Annotated in this window: 29 protein-coding genes and 1 pseudogene; 20 read left to right on the top strand and 10 right to left on the bottom strand. The window is 36.4% G+C overall.

Annotation, left to right across the window (positions count from 1 at the left end):
* Positions 1–40: 40 nt before the first annotated feature.
* The 4 genes from ACTO1Y_RS07705 to ACTO1Y_RS07720 form a co-directional block, all read right to left on the bottom strand.
* Positions 41–892: a MurR/RpiR family transcriptional regulator gene (locus tag ACTO1Y_RS07705; RefSeq protein WP_254726696.1), complete on the bottom strand. Its 852-nt coding sequence runs from the start codon at positions 890–892 to the stop codon at positions 41–43.
* Between the two features lie 281 nt (positions 893–1,173).
* The gene (locus tag ACTO1Y_RS07710) at positions 1,174–2,340 is read right to left on the bottom strand and encodes a tyrosine-type recombinase/integrase (RefSeq protein WP_441348833.1); all 1,167 of its coding nucleotides are present in this window, start codon (positions 2,338–2,340) and stop codon (positions 1,174–1,176) included.
* 175 nt (positions 2,341–2,515) lie between these two features.
* Positions 2,516–3,322 carry a hypothetical protein gene (locus tag ACTO1Y_RS07715; protein WP_441348834.1) on the bottom strand — a complete coding sequence of 269 codons (807 nt, stop codon included), beginning with the start codon at positions 3,320–3,322 and terminating at the stop codon, positions 2,516–2,518.
* 237 nt (positions 3,323–3,559) lie between these two features.
* Complete coding sequence (locus ACTO1Y_RS07720) at positions 3,560–4,324, bottom strand: helix-turn-helix domain-containing protein (protein WP_441348835.1); 765 nt, start codon at positions 4,322–4,324, stop codon at positions 3,560–3,562.
* A 168-nt stretch (positions 4,325–4,492) separates the two neighbouring features.
* On the opposite strand from ACTO1Y_RS07720, the gene ACTO1Y_RS07725 reads away from it, so the two are divergent.
* The 20 genes and pseudogenes from ACTO1Y_RS07725 (at position 4,493) to rpsI (ending at position 17,065) form a co-directional block, all read left to right on the top strand.
* Positions 4,493–4,690, top strand: a complete 198-nt coding sequence (locus tag ACTO1Y_RS07725) for a helix-turn-helix domain-containing protein (protein WP_441348836.1) — start codon at positions 4,493–4,495, stop codon at positions 4,688–4,690.
* A 14-nt stretch (positions 4,691–4,704) separates the two neighbouring features.
* Entirely contained in the window at positions 4,705–5,331 is a 627-nt protein-coding gene (locus ACTO1Y_RS07730) for a Rha family transcriptional regulator (protein WP_441348837.1), read from the top strand.
* Positions 5,332–5,500: 169 nt separating this feature from the next.
* Positions 5,501–5,701 carry a hypothetical protein gene (locus ACTO1Y_RS07735; protein WP_441348838.1) on the top strand — a complete coding sequence of 67 codons (201 nt, stop codon included), beginning with the start codon at positions 5,501–5,503 and terminating at the stop codon, positions 5,699–5,701.
* A gap of 15 nt (positions 5,702–5,716) precedes the next feature.
* Positions 5,717–5,920 (top strand): hypothetical protein, encoded by a 204-nt coding sequence (locus tag ACTO1Y_RS07740; RefSeq protein WP_441348839.1) that lies wholly within the window; start codon positions 5,717–5,719, stop codon positions 5,918–5,920.
* Positions 5,917–6,258 carry a DNA-binding protein gene (locus tag ACTO1Y_RS07745; RefSeq protein WP_441348840.1) on the top strand — a complete coding sequence of 114 codons (342 nt, stop codon included), beginning with the start codon at positions 5,917–5,919 and terminating at the stop codon, positions 6,256–6,258. The genes ACTO1Y_RS07740 and ACTO1Y_RS07745 overlap by 4 nt, the downstream gene beginning before the upstream one ends.
* Positions 6,251–6,526: an XRE family transcriptional regulator gene (locus ACTO1Y_RS07750; protein WP_441348841.1), complete on the top strand. Its 276-nt coding sequence runs from the start codon at positions 6,251–6,253 to the stop codon at positions 6,524–6,526. The genes ACTO1Y_RS07745 and ACTO1Y_RS07750 overlap by 8 nt, the downstream gene beginning before the upstream one ends.
* Positions 6,519–7,289, top strand: a complete 771-nt coding sequence (locus ACTO1Y_RS07755) for a phage replisome organizer N-terminal domain-containing protein (protein WP_441348842.1) — start codon at positions 6,519–6,521, stop codon at positions 7,287–7,289. The genes ACTO1Y_RS07750 and ACTO1Y_RS07755 overlap by 8 nt, the downstream gene beginning before the upstream one ends.
* A 104-nt stretch (positions 7,290–7,393) precedes the next feature.
* A pseudogene (locus ACTO1Y_RS07760) lies at positions 7,394–7,654 on the top strand (hypothetical protein); the annotation flags it as partial.
* 142 nt (positions 7,655–7,796) lie between these two features.
* Positions 7,797–8,144, top strand: coding sequence for a hypothetical protein (locus tag ACTO1Y_RS07765; protein ID WP_441348843.1), 348 nt, complete (start codon positions 7,797–7,799; stop codon positions 8,142–8,144).
* Between the two features lie 12 nt (positions 8,145–8,156).
* Positions 8,157–8,363 (top strand): hypothetical protein, encoded by a 207-nt coding sequence (locus ACTO1Y_RS07770; protein ID WP_441348844.1) that lies wholly within the window; start codon positions 8,157–8,159, stop codon positions 8,361–8,363.
* Positions 8,364–8,460: 97 nt separating this feature from the next.
* Positions 8,461–8,796, top strand: coding sequence for a hypothetical protein (locus tag ACTO1Y_RS07775; protein WP_441348845.1), 336 nt, complete (start codon positions 8,461–8,463; stop codon positions 8,794–8,796).
* 56 nt (positions 8,797–8,852) lie between these two features.
* Positions 8,853–9,092 carry a DUF7720 family protein gene (locus tag ACTO1Y_RS07780; RefSeq protein WP_441348846.1) on the top strand — a complete coding sequence of 80 codons (240 nt, stop codon included), beginning with the start codon at positions 8,853–8,855 and terminating at the stop codon, positions 9,090–9,092.
* 242 nt (positions 9,093–9,334) lie between these two features.
* Complete coding sequence (gene pbp2b / locus ACTO1Y_RS07785) at positions 9,335–11,377, top strand: penicillin-binding protein PBP2B (protein WP_441348847.1); 2,043 nt, start codon at positions 9,335–9,337, stop codon at positions 11,375–11,377.
* Between the two features lie 10 nt (positions 11,378–11,387).
* Positions 11,388–11,984, top strand: coding sequence for a recombination mediator RecR (gene recR, locus ACTO1Y_RS07790; protein ID WP_000966738.1), 597 nt, complete (start codon positions 11,388–11,390; stop codon positions 11,982–11,984).
* Between the two features lie 165 nt (positions 11,985–12,149).
* Entirely contained in the window at positions 12,150–13,193 is a 1,044-nt protein-coding gene (locus ACTO1Y_RS07795) for a D-alanine--D-alanine ligase (RefSeq protein WP_441348848.1), read from the top strand.
* A 53-nt stretch (positions 13,194–13,246) separates the two neighbouring features.
* Positions 13,247–14,620, top strand: a complete 1,374-nt coding sequence (locus tag ACTO1Y_RS07800) for a UDP-N-acetylmuramoyl-tripeptide--D-alanyl-D-alanine ligase (RefSeq protein ID WP_441348849.1) — start codon at positions 13,247–13,249, stop codon at positions 14,618–14,620.
* Positions 14,607–15,218, top strand: coding sequence for an NUDIX hydrolase (locus ACTO1Y_RS07805; RefSeq protein WP_441348850.1), 612 nt, complete (start codon positions 14,607–14,609; stop codon positions 15,216–15,218). Before ACTO1Y_RS07800 ends, ACTO1Y_RS07805 begins: the two co-directional genes overlap by 14 nt.
* A gap of 122 nt (positions 15,219–15,340) precedes the next feature.
* Positions 15,341–16,048 (top strand): YwaF family protein, encoded by a 708-nt coding sequence (locus ACTO1Y_RS07810; protein ID WP_254726691.1) that lies wholly within the window; start codon positions 15,341–15,343, stop codon positions 16,046–16,048.
* Between the two features lie 159 nt (positions 16,049–16,207).
* A complete protein-coding gene (rplM, locus tag ACTO1Y_RS07815; protein ID WP_001044622.1) occupies positions 16,208–16,654 on the top strand; it encodes a 50S ribosomal protein L13 in 447 nt (148 codons plus the stop codon).
* 18 nt (positions 16,655–16,672) lie between these two features.
* The gene (rpsI, locus tag ACTO1Y_RS07820; RefSeq protein ID WP_002893764.1) at positions 16,673–17,065 is read left to right on the top strand and encodes a 30S ribosomal protein S9; all 393 of its coding nucleotides are present in this window, start codon (positions 16,673–16,675) and stop codon (positions 17,063–17,065) included.
* A 106-nt stretch (positions 17,066–17,171) separates the two neighbouring features.
* On the opposite strand, the gene ACTO1Y_RS07825 is transcribed toward rpsI, so the two are convergent.
* From ACTO1Y_RS07825 to ACTO1Y_RS07850, 6 genes are all read right to left on the bottom strand, one after another.
* Positions 17,172–18,389: a site-specific integrase gene (locus tag ACTO1Y_RS07825; protein WP_111675298.1), complete on the bottom strand. Its 1,218-nt coding sequence runs from the start codon at positions 18,387–18,389 to the stop codon at positions 17,172–17,174.
* 65 nt (positions 18,390–18,454) lie between these two features.
* Positions 18,455–18,718: a helix-turn-helix domain-containing protein gene (locus ACTO1Y_RS07830; RefSeq protein WP_111675299.1), complete on the bottom strand. Its 264-nt coding sequence runs from the start codon at positions 18,716–18,718 to the stop codon at positions 18,455–18,457.
* Entirely contained in the window at positions 18,709–19,308 is a 600-nt protein-coding gene (locus tag ACTO1Y_RS07835) for a replication protein (protein ID WP_111675300.1), read from the bottom strand. Before ACTO1Y_RS07835 ends, ACTO1Y_RS07830 begins: the two co-directional genes overlap by 10 nt.
* 91 nt (positions 19,309–19,399) lie before the next feature.
* Positions 19,400–20,041 (bottom strand): hypothetical protein, encoded by a 642-nt coding sequence (locus tag ACTO1Y_RS07840; RefSeq protein WP_441348851.1) that lies wholly within the window; start codon positions 20,039–20,041, stop codon positions 19,400–19,402.
* Positions 20,041–21,129, bottom strand: coding sequence for an AAA family ATPase (locus ACTO1Y_RS07845; protein WP_441348852.1), 1,089 nt, complete (start codon positions 21,127–21,129; stop codon positions 20,041–20,043). Before ACTO1Y_RS07845 ends, ACTO1Y_RS07840 begins: the two co-directional genes overlap by 1 nt.
* Complete coding sequence (locus ACTO1Y_RS07850; RefSeq protein ID WP_111675302.1) at positions 21,129–21,443, bottom strand: hypothetical protein; 315 nt, start codon at positions 21,441–21,443, stop codon at positions 21,129–21,131. Before ACTO1Y_RS07850 ends, ACTO1Y_RS07845 begins: the two co-directional genes overlap by 1 nt.
* Between the last annotated feature and the right edge of the window lie 54 nt (positions 21,444–21,497).

Genomic DNA, 21,497 nt, shown 5'->3' on the forward strand with positions numbered 1-21,497 from the left:
ACATTTGAGTGATAAAAAAATCCTAAATTGTTACATCAATTTAGGATTTTCCATTTTTACGATTTCTACGATAACCATTGAGTTTTTTATTTTCCCAATAGCTATTAAAAATCTTTTCTTTACTTTCACGATCAATTTCTAAGAAATAAGCATAAAGCAAGTCAATGACAAAGAGCATAGGAAGCTGGGCAGAAAGCCGTTGAATATAAGGGGATTGACCTTGATTTGCTACAAGTACAGTCTCAGTAAAGTCCTGAGTCTCCTTGCTAAGCATACTGGTAAATAGAACAGTTTTTGCTCCCATATCCTGAGCATCTAGTAGACTATCGATGACGGAAGTTGTTGTACCTGAAAGAGAAAAACCAAATACGAGACAGTTCTTATCCAAAATGCTTGTAGTCCAGGCGAAACCATCTGGATCTGTTATGGCTTCACAGACTACACCCAGTCTCATGAAGCGAAATTTCATTTCCCGAGCGACTAAGCCAGAACTTCCAGTTCCAAAGAAGTAGACACGCTCAGCCTGTTCAATCATTTGGGCTACGCGTTCTAGTTGTTCTTCATCAATCAGTTCTCGAGACATTTCTCGGAGATTAGTATAGCTTCTTAAGACTCTTTGTGTCAAGGGATTCATATCTGGTTGTAGGAGAGTTAGGGCATCTTTTTGTTGTTGATATTTAAAGATAAACTCACGATAACCTTTGAATCCGCATTTTTTTGCAAAACGTGTGAGAGCAGCTTGTGAGATATGTAGTTTTTGGGTGACCTCTTGCGAAGACAAGTCGTCATGAATTGTTTCAACTTGTAAGAAATAACGGGCAATCACTTGCTCTAATTCCGTCATTTCCTCAAAATGAAGATTAATAATCGTAGAGATGTCTTGCTTGTTCATGTGACTCCTTTTATAGATATTTGCTAGAATTCCTTTGATGAATCTAACAAATAAAAATAGCGCTTACCACTATTATATCATAGAAAATAATTTTTGGGCCAAAAAGGAAAAGTCTTTTCTTTTTCCATAATTTTCTCCCTAAATTATGGTACAATGAAAAGTAAGATTTTGATTAGAAATCGGACTTTTTCAAGCAAAATATAGTGAGAATGCCGTTGTTATTGGCTTTTTGCCTTGTCTTAAAACTTTGGCTTTTAGTTTTGCTCCCCTTTTTGCTCCCCTTATAGTGCTTTTAGTGCAGTTTCGTAGAATGAGACTGCTTTTTTTGCGCTTTCTTTTGAGAGGTGGCTATAAATATCCATAGTCATGGATAAAGTGGAATGTCCTAAACGGTGCTGAAGCTCTTTGTAAGGAATACCAGAGTTAAGTAGTAAACTTGCATGAGTATGACGAAAACCATGGAAACCTATGTTAGGAACATCAGCACGCTTAAAATGTGTCAGCAGTCTTCTTTTAAGATTTGAACTGCTAGGGTACTCATGAATAAAATCGGAGAATACCACGCTTTCACGTTGTCCTATCTTCCACGCCTCTTTAGTTTGGCGTAGTTTGTATTGTTTTAGCATATCGATAGTAGCTAAATCTATATCTATATCCCGATAACTAGTCTTAGATTTTGGGCTATTCAGTTCTAAATTCCGATTTAGTGTTTTGGTAATATGCACTACGGCATTATCTAAATCTATATCAGACCAAGAAAGGGCTAAAGCTTCATTGATACGACAACCAGTAGCAAGTAGAAACTTATAAAGCGTATTCTCGTAGTAATAACGATAAATATTTAAGTCTAAATTATCGAGATAACCAAGAAACTTTTTTAATTCTTCATTTTCAAAGTGTTTTACCTTTTGTCGCTTTGCTTTTTGAGTGTTACGAGGTAAAACAACATCACGCGCAGGATTGGACGGTATCGCTTGCATAGTAACACCATACTGTAAGATACGTTTATTAAGCGCGTGTATCATGTCATAGTGCAAGAAAGCTCCTTTTTCGCCTCTATTTGCCTTGTCAGCAAGTTTATTGATAATTGACTGGACAAGTGGAGTAGTGAGCTTATCGAGCTTATAAGCCCCGAAAATAGGCAATACATGATTATCAAGCAACTTTCTAACATTGCCTTGAGTGTTTGGCTTAACAGTATTCTTATAACTTTCCCACCAGAGATTAACTAATTCTTGATAGCTTGTTACGGTACTAGCTTTTTGTCTAGTAAATCCAGATTTTTGGAAATCTATTTTTTCTTGGTTAGCTTTTTGCTTTACCTCTTTATGTGTTCGCCCTGTTACCTTAGTTTTAACTTTCTTTCCTGTTACTTGGTCAACTCCTAAGTAAACACTTGCTCGGTAGACTTTACTACCGTCTTTTTTTATAACTTCAGTTATTTTCATGATTTATACCTTTCTAAAAAACATCAGCAGGCAAGCTATTATTAAAAAGGTTTTAGAGTGTGGTTTAAATCATGCTAGAACTTCACAGATTGCCCTGTATTCAATTTTAAGGAGTTAGACGGCAAAATCTCTACCCATAATAGGAAACAAGACGTGTATAGGGTTTATTGAGGTTCTATTTTTGTTTTTCAGCTAACTGTTTAGCTTTGTCTAATCGTTTGTTTAAATTTGTAATTGTAGAAACACTCCAACTTTGATTTTTATGTCTTTTAAAATACTCTAATCCTTTTTCTACAACTTCAATTTCTGACTGGTAATTTTTTTCTTTTCGGTATATTTTAGCTAAATATTCAACGCCACCAGGAGTGTAAAAGTTATATTCTTCCATAGCTTTGATAAAGCCTTTTTTTGCTTCTTCGTAATTCCCGTCTTTATAATCTGAGATAGCGTTTGATTGATGTACAAACCCTATTGTTTCGTTTTTATCGTCATGAGACTCAATTCCATATTTAGCTAATTCCTTTTGTTGTTTATCAAATTTTGCAAGTTCTTTTTTTAGATTTAGTTTAGGGTGCTTATTTTGGTTGTTTTTTTCATCAATAATTTTTTGATATTTCTTTAAGATATTGTTCCCTTTTTGGGTTGCTTGAAAATCATTGATATAACCTTCTTTTTCTAAAAACTTTTGCTCAGTTTTAAAATCTATACCAAATTCATATTCAAAATAAACAGGAATACGTCTTTCAGGTTTATACTTGTCAATCCAATAAATTTGATAGATATGTCCAGGTAATAAGCCATCAGAGTTTCTTTTCATCTTATCTCTGCTTACAATTTTTGTGGGGTCAAACTTAACCAGTCTTTCCCATTCATCAAAAGCACGATTGTCACTAATAAAGGGTTTTTCAGGATAATTTGAATAGTATTTATCTAAAATTTTTTCTTTTCTTGTTTTTGATTTAAAAAAATTAAATAGCCCCATGACGGTTACTCCTTTTTATTAAATGTTGGTTTTTGTTGGAAAAATGTTAACTAATGCTAACATATTTAACCATATAGAGAAATCACGCGCCTTTGTTGTTATAATTGGACTTTTCGGACTCCCTAAAAGAAAAATATTAGTGCTAAGGTTTGCTATGGTTTGGTATATAAGACTTGAATTTGAAATATGCGAAAGTTTTTTAAGTATAGGTTAGTAATAGATGATGTAAAGTGTCTACTAATCTTCTAAATCATTAAAAATTACTGAATTACTAAAATCTTCATCCCCTTCTTTATAACCACTATTTTTGTATCCATATAAATCAAATCTTATTTCCTTTCCTAATTTATCGATATCTATAAAAACTGGATAAGAGACAGGTTGCTCATCTAATAAAGTAAGGTTGGTAATGATTATATTTGAAAAATCGCTCTTTTTAATAATTTTATACCTTTTATACCAGTTATTAAGAAGTTTCTCTACTAGTATCCCTAAAGCGTTACTATCCAATTTTTTTATAAAAGATTTGATATCTTGAATTGGCAATGGATTTCCTTCTTTATCAGAGCGATAGAAAATTAGTCCCATAGCAACTATTTTCTCATTATCCATAACAGGGGTTAGCGTTCCACTAAATGGCTTTCCAAGTATTCCGTCAGTTTCAATACAACACTTATAAGTCATTAGTTCTGAAGGGTTAAATTCTACATGATTATCCTTTTTTTTAACAGAAAACGGGCTTCCTTCCATAGTTTTCACCTTGGATAATGGAATTTCAGATAAAAAATTGAAGATAACTTTTTCACTGTAGACACTAAAAAAATCAGAAATAGAGATATCAAAATAATCTAGTAATTTTTCTAAAGTATCAAACTGTATACCTTTGCTTTCATTATTCATCAATGAAGTTAAGGTTGGGCGTGATAGCCCTGTCTCTATTGATAGTCTATTTATACTGATATTATTTTTATTTAAAAGTTCTTTTAGGTTTGTTTGTATCATTGTTTACTCCTTGTTTTCGTTTCTATTTTACAGTATAACTTTTTTTTTTTCAACTAATTGTAAAAAATACTTGACAATATTTTTTGTTTTTTGTAAACTGTAGGTACATATTACAATTATCAAAAAAAATTGTAATGCATAAATTACAAAAAGAAAGGAGTTACGAGAATGAAAAATAACTTCAGAGTTCTTTTAGCAAAGCAACGTAAGAAAGTTTTAGACGTGTATAAAGCTACTGGGATTTCAAAAACTACACTTACTAGTTTGTACTATGAACGTACAAAAAATCCTGAAGCAGAAACTTTGCTAAAGATTGCTGATTATCTAGGAGTTACCCTAGATGAACTATTAAGACCTGAACATTAGAAAGGAGCAAACCAATGGAACTAGTCTATATGGACGGTAAGAAAGAACCGTATACACTAAGTAGTATTGTTGCAGAATGTACCAACCTACAACATCATACAATTACAAGAACTATCCGTAAACATCAAGCAAGGTTTGAACGTTTCGGAAAGGTTGGATTTAAAATCCAAGCTTTAAAGAGTGGTCAGAGTGCTAAAGATTTTATTTTGAATGAACAACAGGCGACCTTGTTAGTTACATTTTTAAAGAATACTGAGCAAGTGGCTAACTTTAAAGAAAACCTAGTAAGAGCATTCTTTGAAATGCGCGAGGAACTTTCTAAGTTTCGTATTCAGAGAGCGCTAGAAAAGACCAAAAGAAAAACCTTACATGACAGTATAGAGACATGGAAAGCAAAACCCAAGCACGCGTATAGCACCATGAATAACTTGCTACTAAAAGCAGTAACAGACATGAACGCTAAACAGTTAGTTAAAAATCGTAAAGGTTTTAACGGTATCGATAGCTTAACGAGTGAAGAGTTAGAGCAGTACCAAGCTTTGGAAGATATGGTTATAGCTATGATTGAATTAAACATGAACTATCACGATATCAAAGAATGGACATTTAGAAATAAAAAAACACGCCAAGAAAGCGCGTGAATGCAATTAAAAAGGCATAGGAAGCGACCAAACTACCACGCCTTGAAACATACACTAAAACAAATTTAACAACGCAGGCAAGCTATTATTAAAGGGGTTTTAGTTACTTAATTATACCATATTAAAAATTTTTTGACTATGTAAGTATAAAGAACAAAGAGGGAATAACATGACTATTAATATTAAAGAAATGACACAAGAAGAACTAGATAACTTAATCAATGAGATCAAAGAAAAAGCTCCTAGTCTTTATCAGTTTATTCAAGATTTTTTAGATAAAAAGTTATCTTCAGAAGAAGTTGACGGCTTCTTTTCAATGGATTTAGAGTCTCAGTTACTCTATATCAATTCATACCAAGCTAGAGCATAAGTTAGAGGTAATTGCATGAATGAATTAGATATAACCAATACACAGGCAATCATTCTACTTTTAGCTATCGGCTTATTATTCCTTTGTTTAAAGCGAATAGAGAGCCATAAACGTGACATTTTGGAACAGGTAATAGAAACACCTAGCAAAGATTTAAACCCTTGTTACGGGCGTTATATTCAGCTTGCAGGGGTTGACGTATGGGGAGGTATTGAATGAATTTAACACGGAATGACAAGCGAGTTCTAAGACTAATCAAAGTAGGTTCTGAGAACTCCATAACAAGGGCAGAAATCAGCTTAATCACTAAGTTAGCAGAAAGAACCGTACAGGACATTGTTAGCCGTCTAGTCACGCGCTACGGCGTCCCTATCGTTGGTGTACGTCATGGGGCTTTCAGAGGATATTTTATCCCTGCTAACAAAGAGGAATTACTGGACGGAGCAAAGGCATTCTATAACCAAGTACAAGAGGAGCAGAAGCGCCTAACTGTCCTTTTAAATGCTGATTTAGAGAGCTATAAGCAATTACTGAAAGGGGTGGGCGAATATGTTTAGTCTTAGTAAAGAGAGCGAATACGAGCTAGCTCATGGCGTATTAAACATTGTAGAAAGCTATCTAGGAGCGCGTGATTTACTCAAACCACGCTTGACTGGTTTAATGTCAGCACAGGAAGCCATGGACGAATTAGACATAAAATATAAGACTTTGCAAAGGTGGGAGAATGCAGGGTTAAGACGATATCAACCACCACTTGAAGATACTAGGAAAGTATACTATAAAGTTACTGATCTATTAAAATTCTTGGGGGTTGATAATGGCTAAAACAAAAGTTTATTTTTGGCTAAAAATTGATAAAAAATTTTTTGATAATATTTTCATCAAAAGGCTAAAAACCCAACCAAGTGGTTATACTATGACGGTTTTATATATTAGACTAATGCTTGAAAGTCTAGATAGTGACTGTATCTTATACTATGAGGGATATTTTGAAACTTTAAAGGAAGAACTAGCTTTAAAATTAGATGTATCTGAAGAAGATATAGACATGACTTTAACTTACTTTACTCAATGTGGACTTATTCAGATTGACGAGGAACAAAACGCAGAGTTCCCCCAAGCTAAAGCAATGGTTAAAAGCGAAACGAATTGGGCTAAATATAAGCGTTACGAACGGGAACAAAATAAAGATACCTCTATATTGGAAGAAGTCCAATCATCTTTGACAATTTCCAACTCATGTCCAACAGAGATAGAGATAGAGATAGAGAAAGAGATAGAGAAAGAGATAGATAATAATAATAATAATAATTATAATAAGACAGTTATTGGTTCTAGTTTATACGAAACTCTAAAAAATATTGGTATCCATATTACTGATAGACAACTTGAGCAGTTACTTGACTATGTAAGTCTTGACGGAATGAGTATCGATATGCTTAACTATGCTATTGAAATTACTTCAAAAGCCGACCGACCAAGCTTTAAATACTTAAAAGCAATTTTGGAGAATTGGAAAAAAGAGGGGCTTACCTTACTTGAACAAGTAAAAGTAGAAGAACATGAAGATACCGAGTTTCCATTTTAGCAAATTGTATTTATCCAGATTACTAAGAAAACCTAACTTAGATGATCAAATAGGCAATTAAAAGGAGAAAAAACATGACACAAAAAAACACTAATAAACAAACTGAAACTTTTGAAGAACGTTATAAACGTGATCGCATTAGACAACTGAAAGAGTCAGAGGATTTTGAAAGTCTAGCTAATAAGGTAGCAGAATATGAATTAGAGCTATTAGACTATGCAGATCGCTTACTTTCTGACACTCCAATTACTATGGACTCTATGACTGCTCACGGTACTTTGGATTTAGTAGGAGCTGATAGCGTTAATTTATTGAAGTCACTTGATAATAATAAGAAGTATAGAGGGCTTGCTGATTATTATTAAACAAAGAACCCAGAATAAACAAGAGAGGCAAACGCCTCTTTTTGTTGATTATTTACGAGTTAATTTTTTGGGGTGCGCGTGATTGAACCTAGAGCGAACCCCGAGAAATTCAAATAATTTCATTAAAGATAAGTCGCTAATAATGAAAATGAAAATAAATGAATTTGAAACAATTAAAAGAACATATTACTTTCTAAAAAGCTATCAAACTCTTTTAAAATTAGCTAACATGGAAAAGACTAATGGAGCATTTAAGGAAAAAGCAATAGAAATAGTAAACATTGTTGATAGATATAAGGACAGTCTGAAAGAAGAAAAAAGAGAAGTTTTCTCTAATCTATTCACTAGACCACAAAAAGAGGTCATAAAGCTAAGCGAACTATATAAATTGCTTAACATTGATAAAGATAAGTATAGAGATATTAAAAATGAAATTATAATAGATTTTGCTAGAAGTTATCGAGAGGGTGCTTTATTAGTATTTGAGTAAGGAGAAATTAAAATGATTGAGGATAATTTACAAGAGTTAGAAACAATTCAATTAGACATTTTAGAGCTTGACCTAACACTTGATATTGAAAGTATTTTATTTGATATTGATGACTTAGATTTGTCAATACCAGCAGAATTTTTTGAATTTAATGAGATAATGCTACTTGATGAAAATATAGAAAGCTATCTAGAAGAAAATCAGAAAAGGAAAAGATGAATGACTACTAATGATATAGTTAAAAGACTAAAGAACAAAAGTCTTATCAAAAATGGTATAATGGGCTTACTTGTTTATGGATTGGCGGTGCTAGAAAATGGGATTTAGTAGAGATTTTATTAAAAGAGCATTCTCTAAAAAAGAAGACGAATATAACAGAAGTATTTTTGTCGGACTTGAAGAATTAATTGAAATCTCAGACGAAGACTTAAGTTATTTTGGAGAGGGTATTTTCTACTGTTTGCCTCGTAATAAAATTATTGAAAGCAACAAAGATAAAATCAGAAAAGAATACAATCTATCTAAAGAAATGCCAAAAATAAACGGTATATATCTACCTACTTTCTTAAAAATGAGAGCATGGGATAGAATTAGGAAAAACAAACCAACCTTAAAAGAAATCATTGATATGACAAAAGAAGAAAGTTTTTAGAAATTCTAAGTGCTTTTTATTTTTCTTTTACGAATAATAAAGTAGGAGGAAGAAATATGAAGATTTTAAATATTGAACTTATGAGCATTGAAGAAACTAAACTAGGTTTTGAACATTGGGTAGAAGTGGCTTATAGTGTACCGATACTAAGGAATGAATACAAAGTTAAGTTATTGCTCCTATTAGATTTTAAAGTAGAAGATAAAGAGTTACTAGATTACTTAGTATCAACCTGGAAGTATCGGGATTTAGTGCTTCATTCAGTAGATATGTACGAATTGGAAAAACAAGGTTAGAATATGGTATAATAGCACCAGACAATTTAAAAAAGCACGTTTTACCGTGCTAGTTTCTTGCCTGCTGAACTCATTAAAAACTTTTAAATTTTGCTCCCCTTTTTGCGTACTTTGTAGGAGCGTATAAAGTAGTGTATGGTTAGGTTATTTTCTTAAAACCCCGTTAAAATAGGGATAAGAAAAGGTAAAAGAAATATAAAGATTTTGATTGTTTATTATGATTAGAAATGAGATTGATTTGTATGAGAAAATTCAATAGCCACTCGATACCGATACGGCTTAATTTGTTGTTTGCAATCGTCATTTTGCTCTTTTTAGCAATTATTGGTCGTTTGCTTTATATGCAAGTTCTTCATAAGGATTTTTACGAAAACAAACTAGCTTCTGCTAGTCAAACTCGTGTAACTATGGGTTCTGCTCGTGGAGAAATCTATGACGCGGCAGGAAAGCCTTTGGTTCAAAATACCGTTAAGCAAGTTGTTTCCTTCACACGAAGCAACAAGATGACTGCAGCTGATCTAAAAGACATTTCTAAAAAATTGTTGGACTACGTAACAGTTACTTCTCCAGAGTTGACTGACCGTCAAATGGCTGACTACTATTTGGCTGATACTGAAGTTTATAAGAAGACAGTCGAAGCTCTTCCAAAAGATAAACGGTATGATTCAGATGGCAATCAACTTTCTGAGTCTGAACTCTATAATAATGCTGCTGAGAGTATTGCAGCGAATCAGCTGAATTATTCTGATGATGAAAAGAAGGCAATCTACCTCTTTAGCCAACTCAATTCAGTAGAAAATTTTGCGACAGGGAATATCCAAACCGATCCTTTGACGGATACGCAGGTAGCTCTGATTGCATCTGCTTCTAAGAAATTGCCAGGTATTTCTATCTCTACTTCATGGGATCGAAAGGTTTTAGAAACCTCACTTTCATCTATTGTTGGAACTGTTTCTAGTGAAAAATCCGGACTTCCAGCAGAAGAAGTGGATGCGTATTTGAAAAAAGGTTACTCGCTCAATGACCGTGTCGGGACTTCTTACCTTGAAAAACAATACGAAGAAGTCTTGCAAGGTAAACGGACGATCAAGGAAATCCATTTGGACAAGCACGGAGACATGGAGAGCGTAGAGAATATCGAAGAAGGTAGCAAGGGTAAAAACATCAAATTAACCATTGATTTGACCTTCCAAGATAGTGTTGATAGCCTCTTGAAGAGTTATTTCAATTCTGAACTTGCAAATGGTGGTGCTAAATACTCAGAAGGCGTTTATGCAGTAGCCCTTAATCCTAAGACAGGTGCTGTATTGGCAATGTCAGGGATGAAGCATAATCTGGAGACTGGTGAATTGACACCAGACTCACTAGGGACAGTGACCAATGTTTTTGTACCAGGGTCTGTCGTTAAGGCAGCAACCATCAGTTCTGGTTGGGAAAATGGAGTTTTAAAAGGGAACCAGACCTTGACAGACCAACCAATCGTTTTTCAAGGATCCGCAGCTATCAATTCGTGGTATACCCCTTATTACGGTTCTTTTCCAGTTACAGCCGTTGAGGCTCTAGAATATTCATCTAACGCCTACATGGTGCAAACTGCGTTAGGAATGATGGGGCAGACCTATCAACCAGATATGACAGTCAAAACCAATCAACTTGAGTCTGCTATGGGTAAACTTCGTGCTACCTTTGGAGAGTATGGACTAGGAGTTTCTACTGAGATTGACTTGCCAGATGAATCGACAGGATTTATCCCCCAAAAATTTGACTTGGCTAATTATTTAACTAATGCTTTTGGCCAGTTTGATAACTACACACCGATGCAATTAGCCCAGTACGTTGCAACTATTGCTAACAATGGTGTTCGTCTAGCTCCGCATATTGTCGAGGGAATATACGACAACAATGATAAGGGTGGCCTTGGGGAATTGATCCAAGCAATAGATACCAAGGAAATCAACAAGGTCAATATTTCTGAATCAGATATGGCAATCTTGCACCAAGGATTTTACCAAGTATCGCATGGAACTAGTCCCCTTACGACAGGACGGGCGTTTTTAGATGGCGCCACTGTTTCTATCAGTGGTAAGACCGGTACAGCTGAAAGCTATGTAGCTGGTGGTCAAGAAGCTAATAATACCAATGCTGTGGCCTATGCTCCAACAGAAAATCCTCAAATTGCAGTTGCAGTAGTCTTTCCTCATAATACCAATTTAACCAAAAATGTTGGGCCAGCAATTGCTCGCGATATTATCAATCTATACAACCAACACCATCCAATGAACTAGAAAGGAAGCCATGCTTTACCCAACACCTATAGCTAAGCTGATTGACAGTTATTCTAAACTTCCAGGTATCGGGATTAAGACAGCGACCCGACTGGCCTTTTATACCATTGGGATGCCGGATGACGATGTCAATGAATTTGCAAAAAATCTCCTTGCAGCCAAGCGAGAATTGACTTATTGCTCTATTTGTGGACGTTTGACAGACGAGGATCCTTGCTCTATCTGTACTGATCCTAGCCGAGATCAGTCAACGATTCTGGTCCTTGAGGATAGTCGCGATGTTGCTGCTATGGAAAATATCCAGGAATACCACGGACTTTACCATGTTTTACATGGCCTCATTTCCCCTATGAATGGAATTAGCCCAGATGACATCAACCTCAAAAGTCTCATGACTCGCCTCATGGATAGCGAAGTTTCAGAGGTTATCGTGGCCACCAATGCAACAGCAGATGGTGAGGCGACCTCCATGTATATCTCTCGACTTCTTAAACCTGCAGGGATTAAGGTTACTCGTCTAGCACGAGGTCTAGCAGTCGGAGCTGATATCGAATATGCAGATGAAGTAACGCTCCTAAGAGCTATTGAAAATCGTACAGAACTTTAGTCTGTAAGAATATAGAACAGGCAATTAGTTAGCAGATAAGACTTTAAGAAATCAAGAGACTGGATTTATTTTTAATCCAGTCTCTTTTGTGCTATTCAAGTTTAAAAAAATAAACAAATGTGATATACTAAAAAGCGAGTATTCTAGTAGAAATAGGACAATCATATGAAACAAACAATAATTTTATTATATGGTGGACGCAGTGCAGAACGTGAAGTGTCTGTATTGTCGGCTGAGAGTGTGATGCGTGCGGTTAACTATGATCGTTTCGCAGTCAAAACCTTCTTTATCAGTCAGTCCGGTGATTTCATCAAAACCCAAGAATTTACCCAAACTCCTGGACAAGATGAACGTCTCATGACCAATGCGACTATTGATTGGGACAAGAAAATTGCTCCAAGTGCTATCTACGAAGAAGGAGCCGTTGTCTTTCCAGTTCTTCATGGACCTATGGGAGAAGATGGTTCCGTTCAAGGTTTCTTAGAAGTCTTGAAAATGCCCTATGTCGGTTGCAATATCTTATCTTCAAGCCTTGCCATGGATAAGATTACTACCAAACGTGTTTTGGAGTCTGCTGGGATTGCTCAAGTTCCTTACGTAGCGATTGTTGAAGGGGATGACTTGGCCTCTAAGATTGCAGAAGTCGAAGAAAAATTAACCTACCCAGTTTTTACCAAACCATCCAATATGGGTTCTAGTGTTGGTATTTCTAAGTCTGAAACTAAAGAGGAACTCCATCAAGCTCTAGAACTTGCCTTCAAGTATGATAGCCGTGTCTTGGTAGAGCAAGGAGTCAATGCACGTGAAATCGAAGTTGGTCTCTTAGGAAACTACGATGTCAAGAGCACGCTTCCAGGTGAAGTTGTCAAAGATGTAGCCTTCTATGACTATGAAGCAAAATACATCGATAATAAGATTACGATGGATATTCCAGCTAAGATTAGCGATGATGTGGTATCGGTAATGCGCAAGAATGCCGAAACTGCCTTCCGTGCTATTGGTGGACTTGGTCTCTCACGTTGTGACTTTTTCTATACAGATAAGGGAGAAGTTTTCCTAAACGAGCTTAACACCATGCCAGGATTTACTCAATGGTCTATGTATCCCTTACTTTGGGACAATATGGGAATTTCTTATCCAGAATTAATTGAACGTTTAGTTGATCTTGCTAAGGAAAGTTTTGACAAGCGTGAAGCGCACCTATTGTAAAGACAGACATAAGGGCGGGGAAGGACTACTTGCCCCTTTTTAAAGGAGTAAACATGAAACTTACGATTCACGAAGTTGCGCGTGCCGTCGATGCAAAAAATGATGTGACAGGATATGCGGATAGCCCGCTAGTCAAGGCTGAGTTTGATAGTCGTTTGATTGGGCCTGGAGATTTATTTGTGCCACTAAAGGGGGCGCGTGATGGTCATGACTTTATAGAGACGGCTTTTGAAAACGGTGCTGCTGTAACCCTGTCAGAGAAGGCAGTAGCAGGTCATCCTTACATTTTAGTAGAGGATGTTTTGACAGCCTTTCAAGCTCTTGCGGCCTATTACCTTCAAAAGACTGGTGTCGATGTCTTTGCTGTTACAGGTTCAAATGGGAAGACAACGACCAAGGATATGTTGGCCCATTTGCTTTCTACAAACTACAAAACCTACAAAACGCAAGGGAACTATAATAACGAGATTGGCCTCCCTTATACGGTTCTCCATATGCCAGATAATACTGAAAAGCTGGTCTTAGAAATGGGGCAGGATCACCTAGGAGATATCCATCTCTTATCTGAACTAGCTCATCCAAAGACAGCTATTGTGACCTTGGTAGGAGAAGCTCATTTGGCCTTCTTCAAGGACCGTTCAGAGATTGCCAAAGGGAAATTGCAAATCGCTGATGGGATGGGAAAGGGTGCCTTGCTCTTGGTACCAGCTGATCCCATTGTTGAGGATTATCTACCAGCTGACCAAAAAGTAGTTCGTTTTGGTCCAGGTGCAGAACTAAAAATTACAGATTTGATTGAGCGTAAGGATAGCTTGACTTTCAAGGCCAATTTCTTGGAGCAGGCTCTCGACTTGCCAGTAACTGGTAAGTACAATGCGACCAATGCCATGATTGCATCTTATGTAGCTCTTCAAGAAGGAGTGACTGAGAAGCAAATCCATCAAGCCTTCCAAAACCTAGAATTGACCCGCAATCGTACCGAGTGGAAAAAGGCTGCCAACGGAGCGGATATCTTGTCAGATGTATACAATGCCAATCCGACTGCTATGAAGCTCATCCTCGAAACATTTTCAGCTATTCCAGCAAATGAAGGTGGTAAGAAAATCGCAGTTCTGGCAGATATGAAAGAACTTGGAGATCAGTCTGTTCAACTTCATAATCAGATGATTTTGAGCATTTCACCAGATGTTCTTGATACTGTTATTTTCTATGGTGAAGACATTGCTGAATTGGCTCAATTAGCCAGTCAAATGTTCCCAATTGGCCATGTTTACTACTTCAAGAAAACAGCTGAAGAAGACCAGTTTGAAGCCATGGTCAAGCAAGTTAAGGAAAGTCTTGGTTCACATGACCAAATCTTGCTTAAAGGTTCGAATTCTATGAATCTAGCTAAGCTAGTAGAAAGTCTAGAAAATGAGCACAACTGATTTCGCCAAAGCTATTCAGAGAATGTTAGCCATTACTGATACTGGGTTGACCTATACAAAGGACCCATTTGATCATGAACGTTATGAGGATTTACGTCAGATTTTATCGAGTGTCTTGCAGAATAAAACAGAGCTCGATCAAGAGGAATTGACTGCAATTTTTCAGCCATCAGGTAGCTATGCAACTCCCTTGATGGATGTAAGGGCTTGGATTGTTCAAGACCAGAAGATTTGTTTGGTTAGAGGACAAGGAGAGGATACTTGGGCATTACCTGGTGGCTTTGGTGAGGTAGGATATTCTCCCAAGGAAAATATCCGAAAAGAAGTTCAGGAAGAAACAGGATTTTCGGCAGAAGTAGGCTCTTTATTGGCAGTTTTTGATACCAACCGCTTTCAACTTCAGAACAAGCAGTATGCAAAGTTCGTCTTTGACTGTCAGTTATTAGATGGACAATTTCAAGAAAATCAAGAAGTTGCTGAATTAGGATTTTTTGACATTTCGGCTCTCCCTCCCTTATCTGAAAAAAGAATAACTAAGGAACAAATGGATATTCTTTGGCAGGTTTATCAGGGTGAGCGGGAACAATATATTGATTAGAAGTTTTGCTTTATCTTAAGGCCGATAGCTACTTTGGAACACAAAATTATAAGAAATAAATGTAAGCTAGGATCTATGGAGATGAGTAAGAGGCCTGCTTATATGAAAATGAGGAAAGTTACATGAATGTTTGGGATGCTTTATTTAGCACGAAGCCGACGGAGCCACCCCGATTTGATCTTCTTTGGTATGGAAGTCTATTTACTTTATTGGCATTGACTGTATTTCTTGCCTATCGTTATGGTGATAAAAAAGTTTGTCAACGATTTTTCCAGATTTTACAGGCGACCCAGTTAATCCTTCTCTACGGTTGGTATTTGGTCAACCAGATGCCTCTGACAGAAAGTCTGCCCTTTTATCATTGCCGTTTAGCAATGTTTGTAGTGCTTTTGACCCCGGGTGTCTCTAGAGTCAAACAGTATTTTGCTGTTCTCGGAACCTTTGGGACTTTGGCAGCTTTTGTTTATCCAGTACCAGATCCCTATCCCTTCCCACATATTGCCATTTTGTCCTTTATTTTCGGACACTTAGCCCTCTTTGGAAATTCCTTGATTTATCTCTTGAAGGACTACGATGCTAATTTATTGGATTTCAAACGAATCCTAGTCATCACATCTTCGCTTAATGCGCTGATCTTTGTGGTTAATCTAATGACGGGTGGAGATTATGGCTTTTTGACAAAACCACCATTGGTTGGAGACCACGGTCCTTTGATCAATTATATAGTGGTTACGCTGTTCTTGACTTGCGCTATTTACTTAGTTTCTAAGGCGTTTCAGACCATGCTTGAGGAGAAGGGTGAAAGAAGACTACGAATCTGGCAAAAATGAAAAAATATTTTCCCAACCGCTTGACTTTTATCTGAGAATTTTGATACAATAGTAGGCGGTATTGTTTACCCCATTTGTAAGGCCCCGGAACCTTTCAAATAACTTGCGGACCGGAACATCCGCCCTGTAAACAAAAACGACATTCATATAGGAGAAATCATGAACAAAACTACATTCATGGCTAAACCAGGCCAAGTAGAACGCAAATGGTACGTTGTTGACGCAACTGATGTACCTCTTGGACGCCTTTCAGCAGTTGTTGCTAGCGTACTTCGCGGAAAAAACAAACCAACATTCACACCACACACTGATACAGGTGACTTCGTAATTGTTATCAATGCTGAAAAAGTTAAATTGACTGGTAAAAAAGCATCTGATAAGATTTACTACACTCACTCAAACCACCCAGGTGGATTGAAATCAATCTCTGCTGGTGAACTTCGTTCTAAAAATGCAGTACGTTTGATCGAGAAATCAGTTAAAGGTATGCTTCCACACAATACTCTTGGCCGCGCTCAAGGTATGAAATTGAAAGTATTCGTTGGAGCTGAGCACACTCACGCTGCACAACAACCAGAAGTTCTTGATATTTCAGGACTTATCTAAGGAAAGGAACAATAAAGTATGTCACAAGCACAATATGCAGGTACTGGACGTCGTAAAAACGCTGTTGCACGCGTTCGCCTTGTTCCAGGAACTGGTAAAATCACTGTTAATAAAAAAGATGTTGAAGAGTACATCCCACACGCTGACCTTCGTCTTGTAATCAACCAACCATTCGCAGTTACTTCAACTGCAGGTTCATACGACGTTTTCGTTAACGTTGTAGGTGGTGGATACGCTGGTCAAGCAGGAGCTATCCGTCACGGTATCGCTCGTGCCCTTCTTCAAGTAGACCCAGACTTCCGCGATTCATTGAAACGCGCAGGACTTCTTACACGTGACTCACGTAAAGTTGAGCGTAAGAAACCAGGTCTTAAGAAAGCTCGTAAAGCATCACAATTCTCAAAACGTTAATCAATACGATTATATCAACGTTTCAAAGCACTCAAGAGTTTACCTCATGGGTGCTTTTCTTATGTTTTTTGAAAAAGTTCACCTCAAAGTTTACCTTATTTTAACCTTATTGTTTTAGAGACTTTAAGGCAAATTCACCGACTGCCATAGGGACTACATTAGAAGTATTGACATAAATCTGTGTTGTACCTGTGTCGCTATGTGTTAGAGCTTCGGAAATGGCTTCTAAGCTCATTCCTGCCTGTTTAGCGAGTGTTGCTCCCGTATGACGTAGTTTATGTGGTGTAGCGTGTGTAAGCTCTGGGTGTCGCTTTCTGATAGTTTTCATTTTATTATTGAGATAGTCAGAGTGTAAAGGTTTATTGATATTCCCTCTGGTATCTATATAAGTGAAGATGAATTGTTCTGGATTAGTGATGATACCAAACTTTGCTAGTTCATATTTTTGTTGTTTTTTCCATAAGGTTAGAAGTTGAAGCAAGTCGCTAGAAATAGAAAAGATAGTTTTTTTATTTCCTTTGGTAGATTTTACTTGTCCGTATCTATCTAAAGCCTGAATTAACTGAATCTGAGATTTTGAAAAGTCGATATGTTTCCACTGGAGAGCATATGTTTCTGATTTTCTATCTCCAAGGAAAAAAGTGAGATAGAAAAGGACGTAATCTTTGAGTGATATTTTATCGTTCTCTAAATCATCTTTAAAGGCTGAGAACCATTCTTGGAGTTGCTCATGAGTTAAATATAAATCTTCATCACGTTTTGATTCTGCAAGTTGAATTTTTTTGACAGCCTTAATCCGTCTTAAAGTTTTTGCAACTCTATTTGCTTCAATATACTCAAGTTCTTCTGCCCAATCAAAAATAGAAATAACGTAACTTCGTAAAGTTTTGAAGTTGGCATATTCGTTGGCTTTTGCCGTCATCAAATTTAGAATAACCTGTTTATTTTGGTTTAAAAATTGAATCGTATAGTTGCCAAGAAGTGGTAATATATGCTTTTTAAAACATGTTTTGGTATTAACAATTGTTGATCTGCTTGGTGGCTTTGAAGTAGATGTAGTTTGTCCTGCTTTGTAGGATTCCCACCAAATATTATTATAGAAGTCTGAGAAAAGAATATCTTCTTTTTCTAGTCCCGAAAAGACATTATCTTCAATTTGGTTTAGCTTCGTAAGTAAGTCTATCTCTGCTTGTCGTGCCTCCTTTCTTGTTTTAAACCTTTTATCATAATAGTTATTATTAACGATGCCAAGAGGCATTCGTGCTTCTATTGGTATATAGACTTTTAAGCGGTAAGTTCCGTTTTTTGTCTTACTGATAGTCATGATATTCTCCTTTGTATCGAACCAGAAAATATCATGACCATTATAAAATAAAAATCTTGATTTTTCTAGTTGTTACCGTTTAGCCAGCGATCAATAGCATCCTTGTGGAATCGAATTGTTTTTCCAATTTTGATTGATGGAAGACCCCTTTGAATCCATGAATCAAGAGTATTGTTGGAAATTCCCAAATAGTCACAAGTCTGTTGTTTGTTCAAATAGGGACAACTTAAAGTATTTTTTTCTATTTGTTGTTCAATTTCTTTTTGGATAAGGTTTGATAGCAATAGTTGAATCTGATGAATCTGTTCATCAGGAAGAATCACTTGCATTTATTATCCTCCTTCTTATCTTGGTTTCTCATTGGATTGCATCGACGTGAATCCAAATACTTAGCAAAAAAGTAGGTACGCTCAATGATAAGTCCAAGAAGTGGTGTGTGATTAGCTCGTGCATACCAGACGAGTTCTTCAAACTCTGTGAAGTCATTCTGCTCAATAATATCCACAACTTCATGGATGAAATTATCTGAGTTATTTTCTACAAGAAATTTATCGAGATTAAAACCACATCCAACTTCAATATCATCTATATCATATTGAGATTTCTCCTTATTTTCGGCATGAATGAAGTAGTCAAAAAGTCCTTTGGGTGATTGTACGATTTCTACATGAGCAGGGCCATTCAACTTGTCCTTGATTAGCTCAGAAACTTGTTTATAACTTTTGAGAGAATCAAAGAAGAAAGCTCCGTGTTTGTGAGATTTTTTCAGTTCCCCAGTTTGTCGATTAATATCCTTATCGTGCCAAGGACTCAGGACGAAGGGGATGTGTAGTTCTTCAAGAACTTCAAGGTAGTCAGCAGGGGCACTTTCTTTGTAAAAAAGGAATGTCCACTTGCTAGATCGTTGTTCTTTTGTCATATTGATATATCTTTCTGATTACTGATTACAGGATAATTGGGGGTCGTAGTAGCCCCAATTATCTTGGAAAATGCTAGAAGGGGCTATCTGGCTACTGCTTAACGCAAGCCATAGCCCCTTTTTGTCGTTTTTTACCAACTAACCATAGTTTATTACGAATCCGATTAGGTGCTGAAAAGTAATAGTCAGGATGCTGACTTGAAACTTCTTCTTTCAGTTGAGAGGTCATGTCAGCTAAAATTTTTTGCCCCTGCTGATCTCTAGGGACTTTGACAAAAACCGTCACATCATCTTTTCGTATGTCTACGACACTCTTATTTGCACACTGATTAAAACTACTATTTATGGGATTGAAGGTAGTTATATTCTGATTGTCAATCGTTGTTATTTTTTCTGATTTTTCACGTTGCGTTAGAAACTGACGAAGTTTGAATGTAAAGTATACGGATTTAAAATAGTTTAATAAACTATCAAATTGAAATCGATTCAGAATTTCAAATATTACAGAAACAACTAGTGTAAGTAGAAGGAAGGACATTGCTGTATAAGAATATTTGCTTCCTAAATCTAAATAGCCATTGAACTGGGAGAGGTCAAAAAAACTGAGAGGATTTAGTTTAAACTGATTTGATAGAAAATCCAGAGACCATCCTATAAATCCTGCTAGAAATGAAACTAGAATTAGATTGATATTGAGGTTGAGTGTCCTCATGAAGTAAGATTTTTTCATCATTATAGAATTCCTTTCTTTGTGTAATATGTTGGGCATAGTAGTGGAAGCACTTGATAAGGATGTTCGTTATCAATCACTTGAATCAGACCTGTTCCATGCCCAATAGGGATAACAATACCTTCTGGGTCGAGGTCAGGGAATAGAAATTGTGTTGTCTTCTTGTTAATGTTGCCGATCTGGATGAGGACATTAAGTTGTTCACGAACAGAAATGGGAATCGTAGTGTGCTCGAATCTTTGTGCAACGAGCAACAAATGAAGCTTAGTAGCACGCCCGAGAAGTGAGATAGAAGTCAAGAGTGAGAAAAACGATTCTTTAATCGTCTTATTGACTCCTTCAGATAATGCAAGAACTTCATCAATCACAATTGTCATATGGCTGAACTCATGACGTGGATTCTCGTATAGGATTGCTTGACGTTTGTGAATCAGTTCTAGACATTGACTTAATTTCTCATTGATTTCTGATACAAAGTCGGACTTAGAGCGATTTTCAACGGGGTGAAGCACTGCAATTTGATGTTCACGAGCCCAACGACTAGGTGTGTCAAATTTTGGGTCTACTATAATTAAATCAGATTGATGTTTGAGTACACTCAGTAAATAGGTGAGAGTGTAAGATTTACCTGAACCACTATTTCCACAGATTGCTATATGATTGACCTTATCAAGATTGAGAGTGAAATTTTCCATAATTGGAATTTGATTTTTTGGTAAACTTGTTGTGTAGCTATCAAGGTCAGGAATGACTAATCGTTTTGAAATTCCCACCCTCCACGGAAAGAAGAGTCCTCGCTGAACATGAATATCATCCGTTTTCAGAGGGACGAAATATGTGGCATTTTGCTTCAATAATGTATAATGTGGGTATAGGGATGCGTTAGCAATCAAGAAAATTTTATTATAGAGCTCATTGTCTAAAATATAGGCACAGGGAAGCCGTGGGATAAAGATGAAACCGTTTTCTTGAATGGCGATATTAAAACTGTTTGTATAACTTGTTTCGCCTTGCATCAAGGCTCCAAGAGCCATATTAAGGCTCTGGAGCAAGTATGATTGCAAGACGGTATCTGTTGTTTTAGATACCATTATTTGACCTCCTTGACATTGTCAGCTTTGAAGTAGACGTTAAAGCCAACTTCGCAGGCTTGAAGATTATCAAATTGTACTAATGACATGTAAGATGGTAGAACTACTTCAGATTCAAATTTGACTCGAAAAGGCGGAAGCCCTTTTTGTGAGAACCAAGCTTTATAAGCAATGATTTCACCAGTTGGTAGACCATCATCAAACTTAATTTGTGCTTCTAGTTCTGTACTTAGGCAGTAAATGCCTTGTTTGTTGTCAATGTATTCATTAGCAGTGTTAGTTGAATATCCACCTTTGCGATTACGTGTTTTCATAAGAGTTACCTCATATTCTAATTTAGAAATTATTGATAAGTATCACTCTCGCTA

This window comes from Streptococcus sp. V728, from assembly GCF_052077995.1.
Lineage (GTDB): Bacteria > Bacillota > Bacilli > Lactobacillales > Streptococcaceae > Streptococcus > Streptococcus infantis_B.

Excerpts from the sequence above, each read along its gene's own strand:
- ACTO1Y_RS07805 (WP_441348850.1), top strand. The coding sequence starts at position 14,607 with ATGAGCACAACTGATTTCGCCAAAGCTATTCAGAGAATGTTAGCCATT.
- ACTO1Y_RS07740 (WP_441348839.1), top strand. The coding sequence starts at position 5,717 with ATGAATGAATTAGATATAACCAATACACAGGCAATCATTCTACTTTTA.
- ACTO1Y_RS07775 (WP_441348845.1), top strand. The coding sequence starts at position 8,461 with ATGGGATTTAGTAGAGATTTTATTAAAAGAGCATTCTCTAAAAAAGAA.
- ACTO1Y_RS07750 (WP_441348841.1), top strand. The coding sequence starts at position 6,251 with ATGTTTAGTCTTAGTAAAGAGAGCGAATACGAGCTAGCTCATGGCGTA.
- ACTO1Y_RS07810 (WP_254726691.1), top strand. The coding sequence starts at position 15,341 with ATGAATGTTTGGGATGCTTTATTTAGCACGAAGCCGACGGAGCCACCC.
- ACTO1Y_RS07755 (WP_441348842.1), top strand. The coding sequence starts at position 6,519 with ATGGCTAAAACAAAAGTTTATTTTTGGCTAAAAATTGATAAAAAATTT.
- ACTO1Y_RS07825 (WP_111675298.1), bottom strand. The coding sequence starts at position 18,389 with ATGACTATCAGTAAGACAAAAAACGGAACTTACCGCTTAAAAGTCTAT.
- ACTO1Y_RS07735 (WP_441348838.1), top strand. The coding sequence starts at position 5,501 with ATGACTATTAATATTAAAGAAATGACACAAGAAGAACTAGATAACTTA.
- recR (WP_000966738.1), top strand. The coding sequence starts at position 11,388 with ATGCTTTACCCAACACCTATAGCTAAGCTGATTGACAGTTATTCTAAA.
- ACTO1Y_RS07780 (WP_441348846.1), top strand. The coding sequence starts at position 8,853 with ATGAAGATTTTAAATATTGAACTTATGAGCATTGAAGAAACTAAACTA.
- ACTO1Y_RS07715 (WP_441348834.1), bottom strand. The coding sequence starts at position 3,322 with ATGGGGCTATTTAATTTTTTTAAATCAAAAACAAGAAAAGAAAAAATT.
- ACTO1Y_RS07765 (WP_441348843.1), top strand. The coding sequence starts at position 7,797 with ATGAAAATGAAAATAAATGAATTTGAAACAATTAAAAGAACATATTAC.
- ACTO1Y_RS07845 (WP_441348852.1), bottom strand. The coding sequence starts at position 21,129 with ATGGTATCTAAAACAACAGATACCGTCTTGCAATCATACTTGCTCCAG.
- ACTO1Y_RS07840 (WP_441348851.1), bottom strand. The coding sequence starts at position 20,041 with ATGATGAAAAAATCTTACTTCATGAGGACACTCAACCTCAATATCAAT.
- ACTO1Y_RS07725 (WP_441348836.1), top strand. The coding sequence starts at position 4,493 with ATGAAAAATAACTTCAGAGTTCTTTTAGCAAAGCAACGTAAGAAAGTT.
- pbp2b (WP_441348847.1), top strand. The coding sequence starts at position 9,335 with ATGAGAAAATTCAATAGCCACTCGATACCGATACGGCTTAATTTGTTG.
- ACTO1Y_RS07720 (WP_441348835.1), bottom strand. The coding sequence starts at position 4,324 with ATGATACAAACAAACCTAAAAGAACTTTTAAATAAAAATAATATCAGT.
- ACTO1Y_RS07800 (WP_441348849.1), top strand. The coding sequence starts at position 13,247 with ATGAAACTTACGATTCACGAAGTTGCGCGTGCCGTCGATGCAAAAAAT.
- ACTO1Y_RS07835 (WP_111675300.1), bottom strand. The coding sequence starts at position 19,308 with ATGACAAAAGAACAACGATCTAGCAAGTGGACATTCCTTTTTTACAAA.
- rpsI (WP_002893764.1), top strand. The coding sequence starts at position 16,673 with ATGTCACAAGCACAATATGCAGGTACTGGACGTCGTAAAAACGCTGTT.
- rplM (WP_001044622.1), top strand. The coding sequence starts at position 16,208 with ATGAACAAAACTACATTCATGGCTAAACCAGGCCAAGTAGAACGCAAA.
- ACTO1Y_RS07705 (WP_254726696.1), bottom strand. The coding sequence starts at position 892 with ATGAACAAGCAAGACATCTCTACGATTATTAATCTTCATTTTGAGGAA.
- ACTO1Y_RS07730 (WP_441348837.1), top strand. The coding sequence starts at position 4,705 with ATGGAACTAGTCTATATGGACGGTAAGAAAGAACCGTATACACTAAGT.
- ACTO1Y_RS07830 (WP_111675299.1), bottom strand. The coding sequence starts at position 18,718 with ATGCAAGTGATTCTTCCTGATGAACAGATTCATCAGATTCAACTATTG.
- ACTO1Y_RS07745 (WP_441348840.1), top strand. The coding sequence starts at position 5,917 with ATGAATTTAACACGGAATGACAAGCGAGTTCTAAGACTAATCAAAGTA.
- ACTO1Y_RS07770 (WP_441348844.1), top strand. The coding sequence starts at position 8,157 with ATGATTGAGGATAATTTACAAGAGTTAGAAACAATTCAATTAGACATT.
- ACTO1Y_RS07795 (WP_441348848.1), top strand. The coding sequence starts at position 12,150 with ATGAAACAAACAATAATTTTATTATATGGTGGACGCAGTGCAGAACGT.
- ACTO1Y_RS07850 (WP_111675302.1), bottom strand. The coding sequence starts at position 21,443 with ATGAAAACACGTAATCGCAAAGGTGGATATTCAACTAACACTGCTAAT.
- ACTO1Y_RS07710 (WP_441348833.1), bottom strand. The coding sequence starts at position 2,340 with ATGAAAATAACTGAAGTTATAAAAAAAGACGGTAGTAAAGTCTACCGA.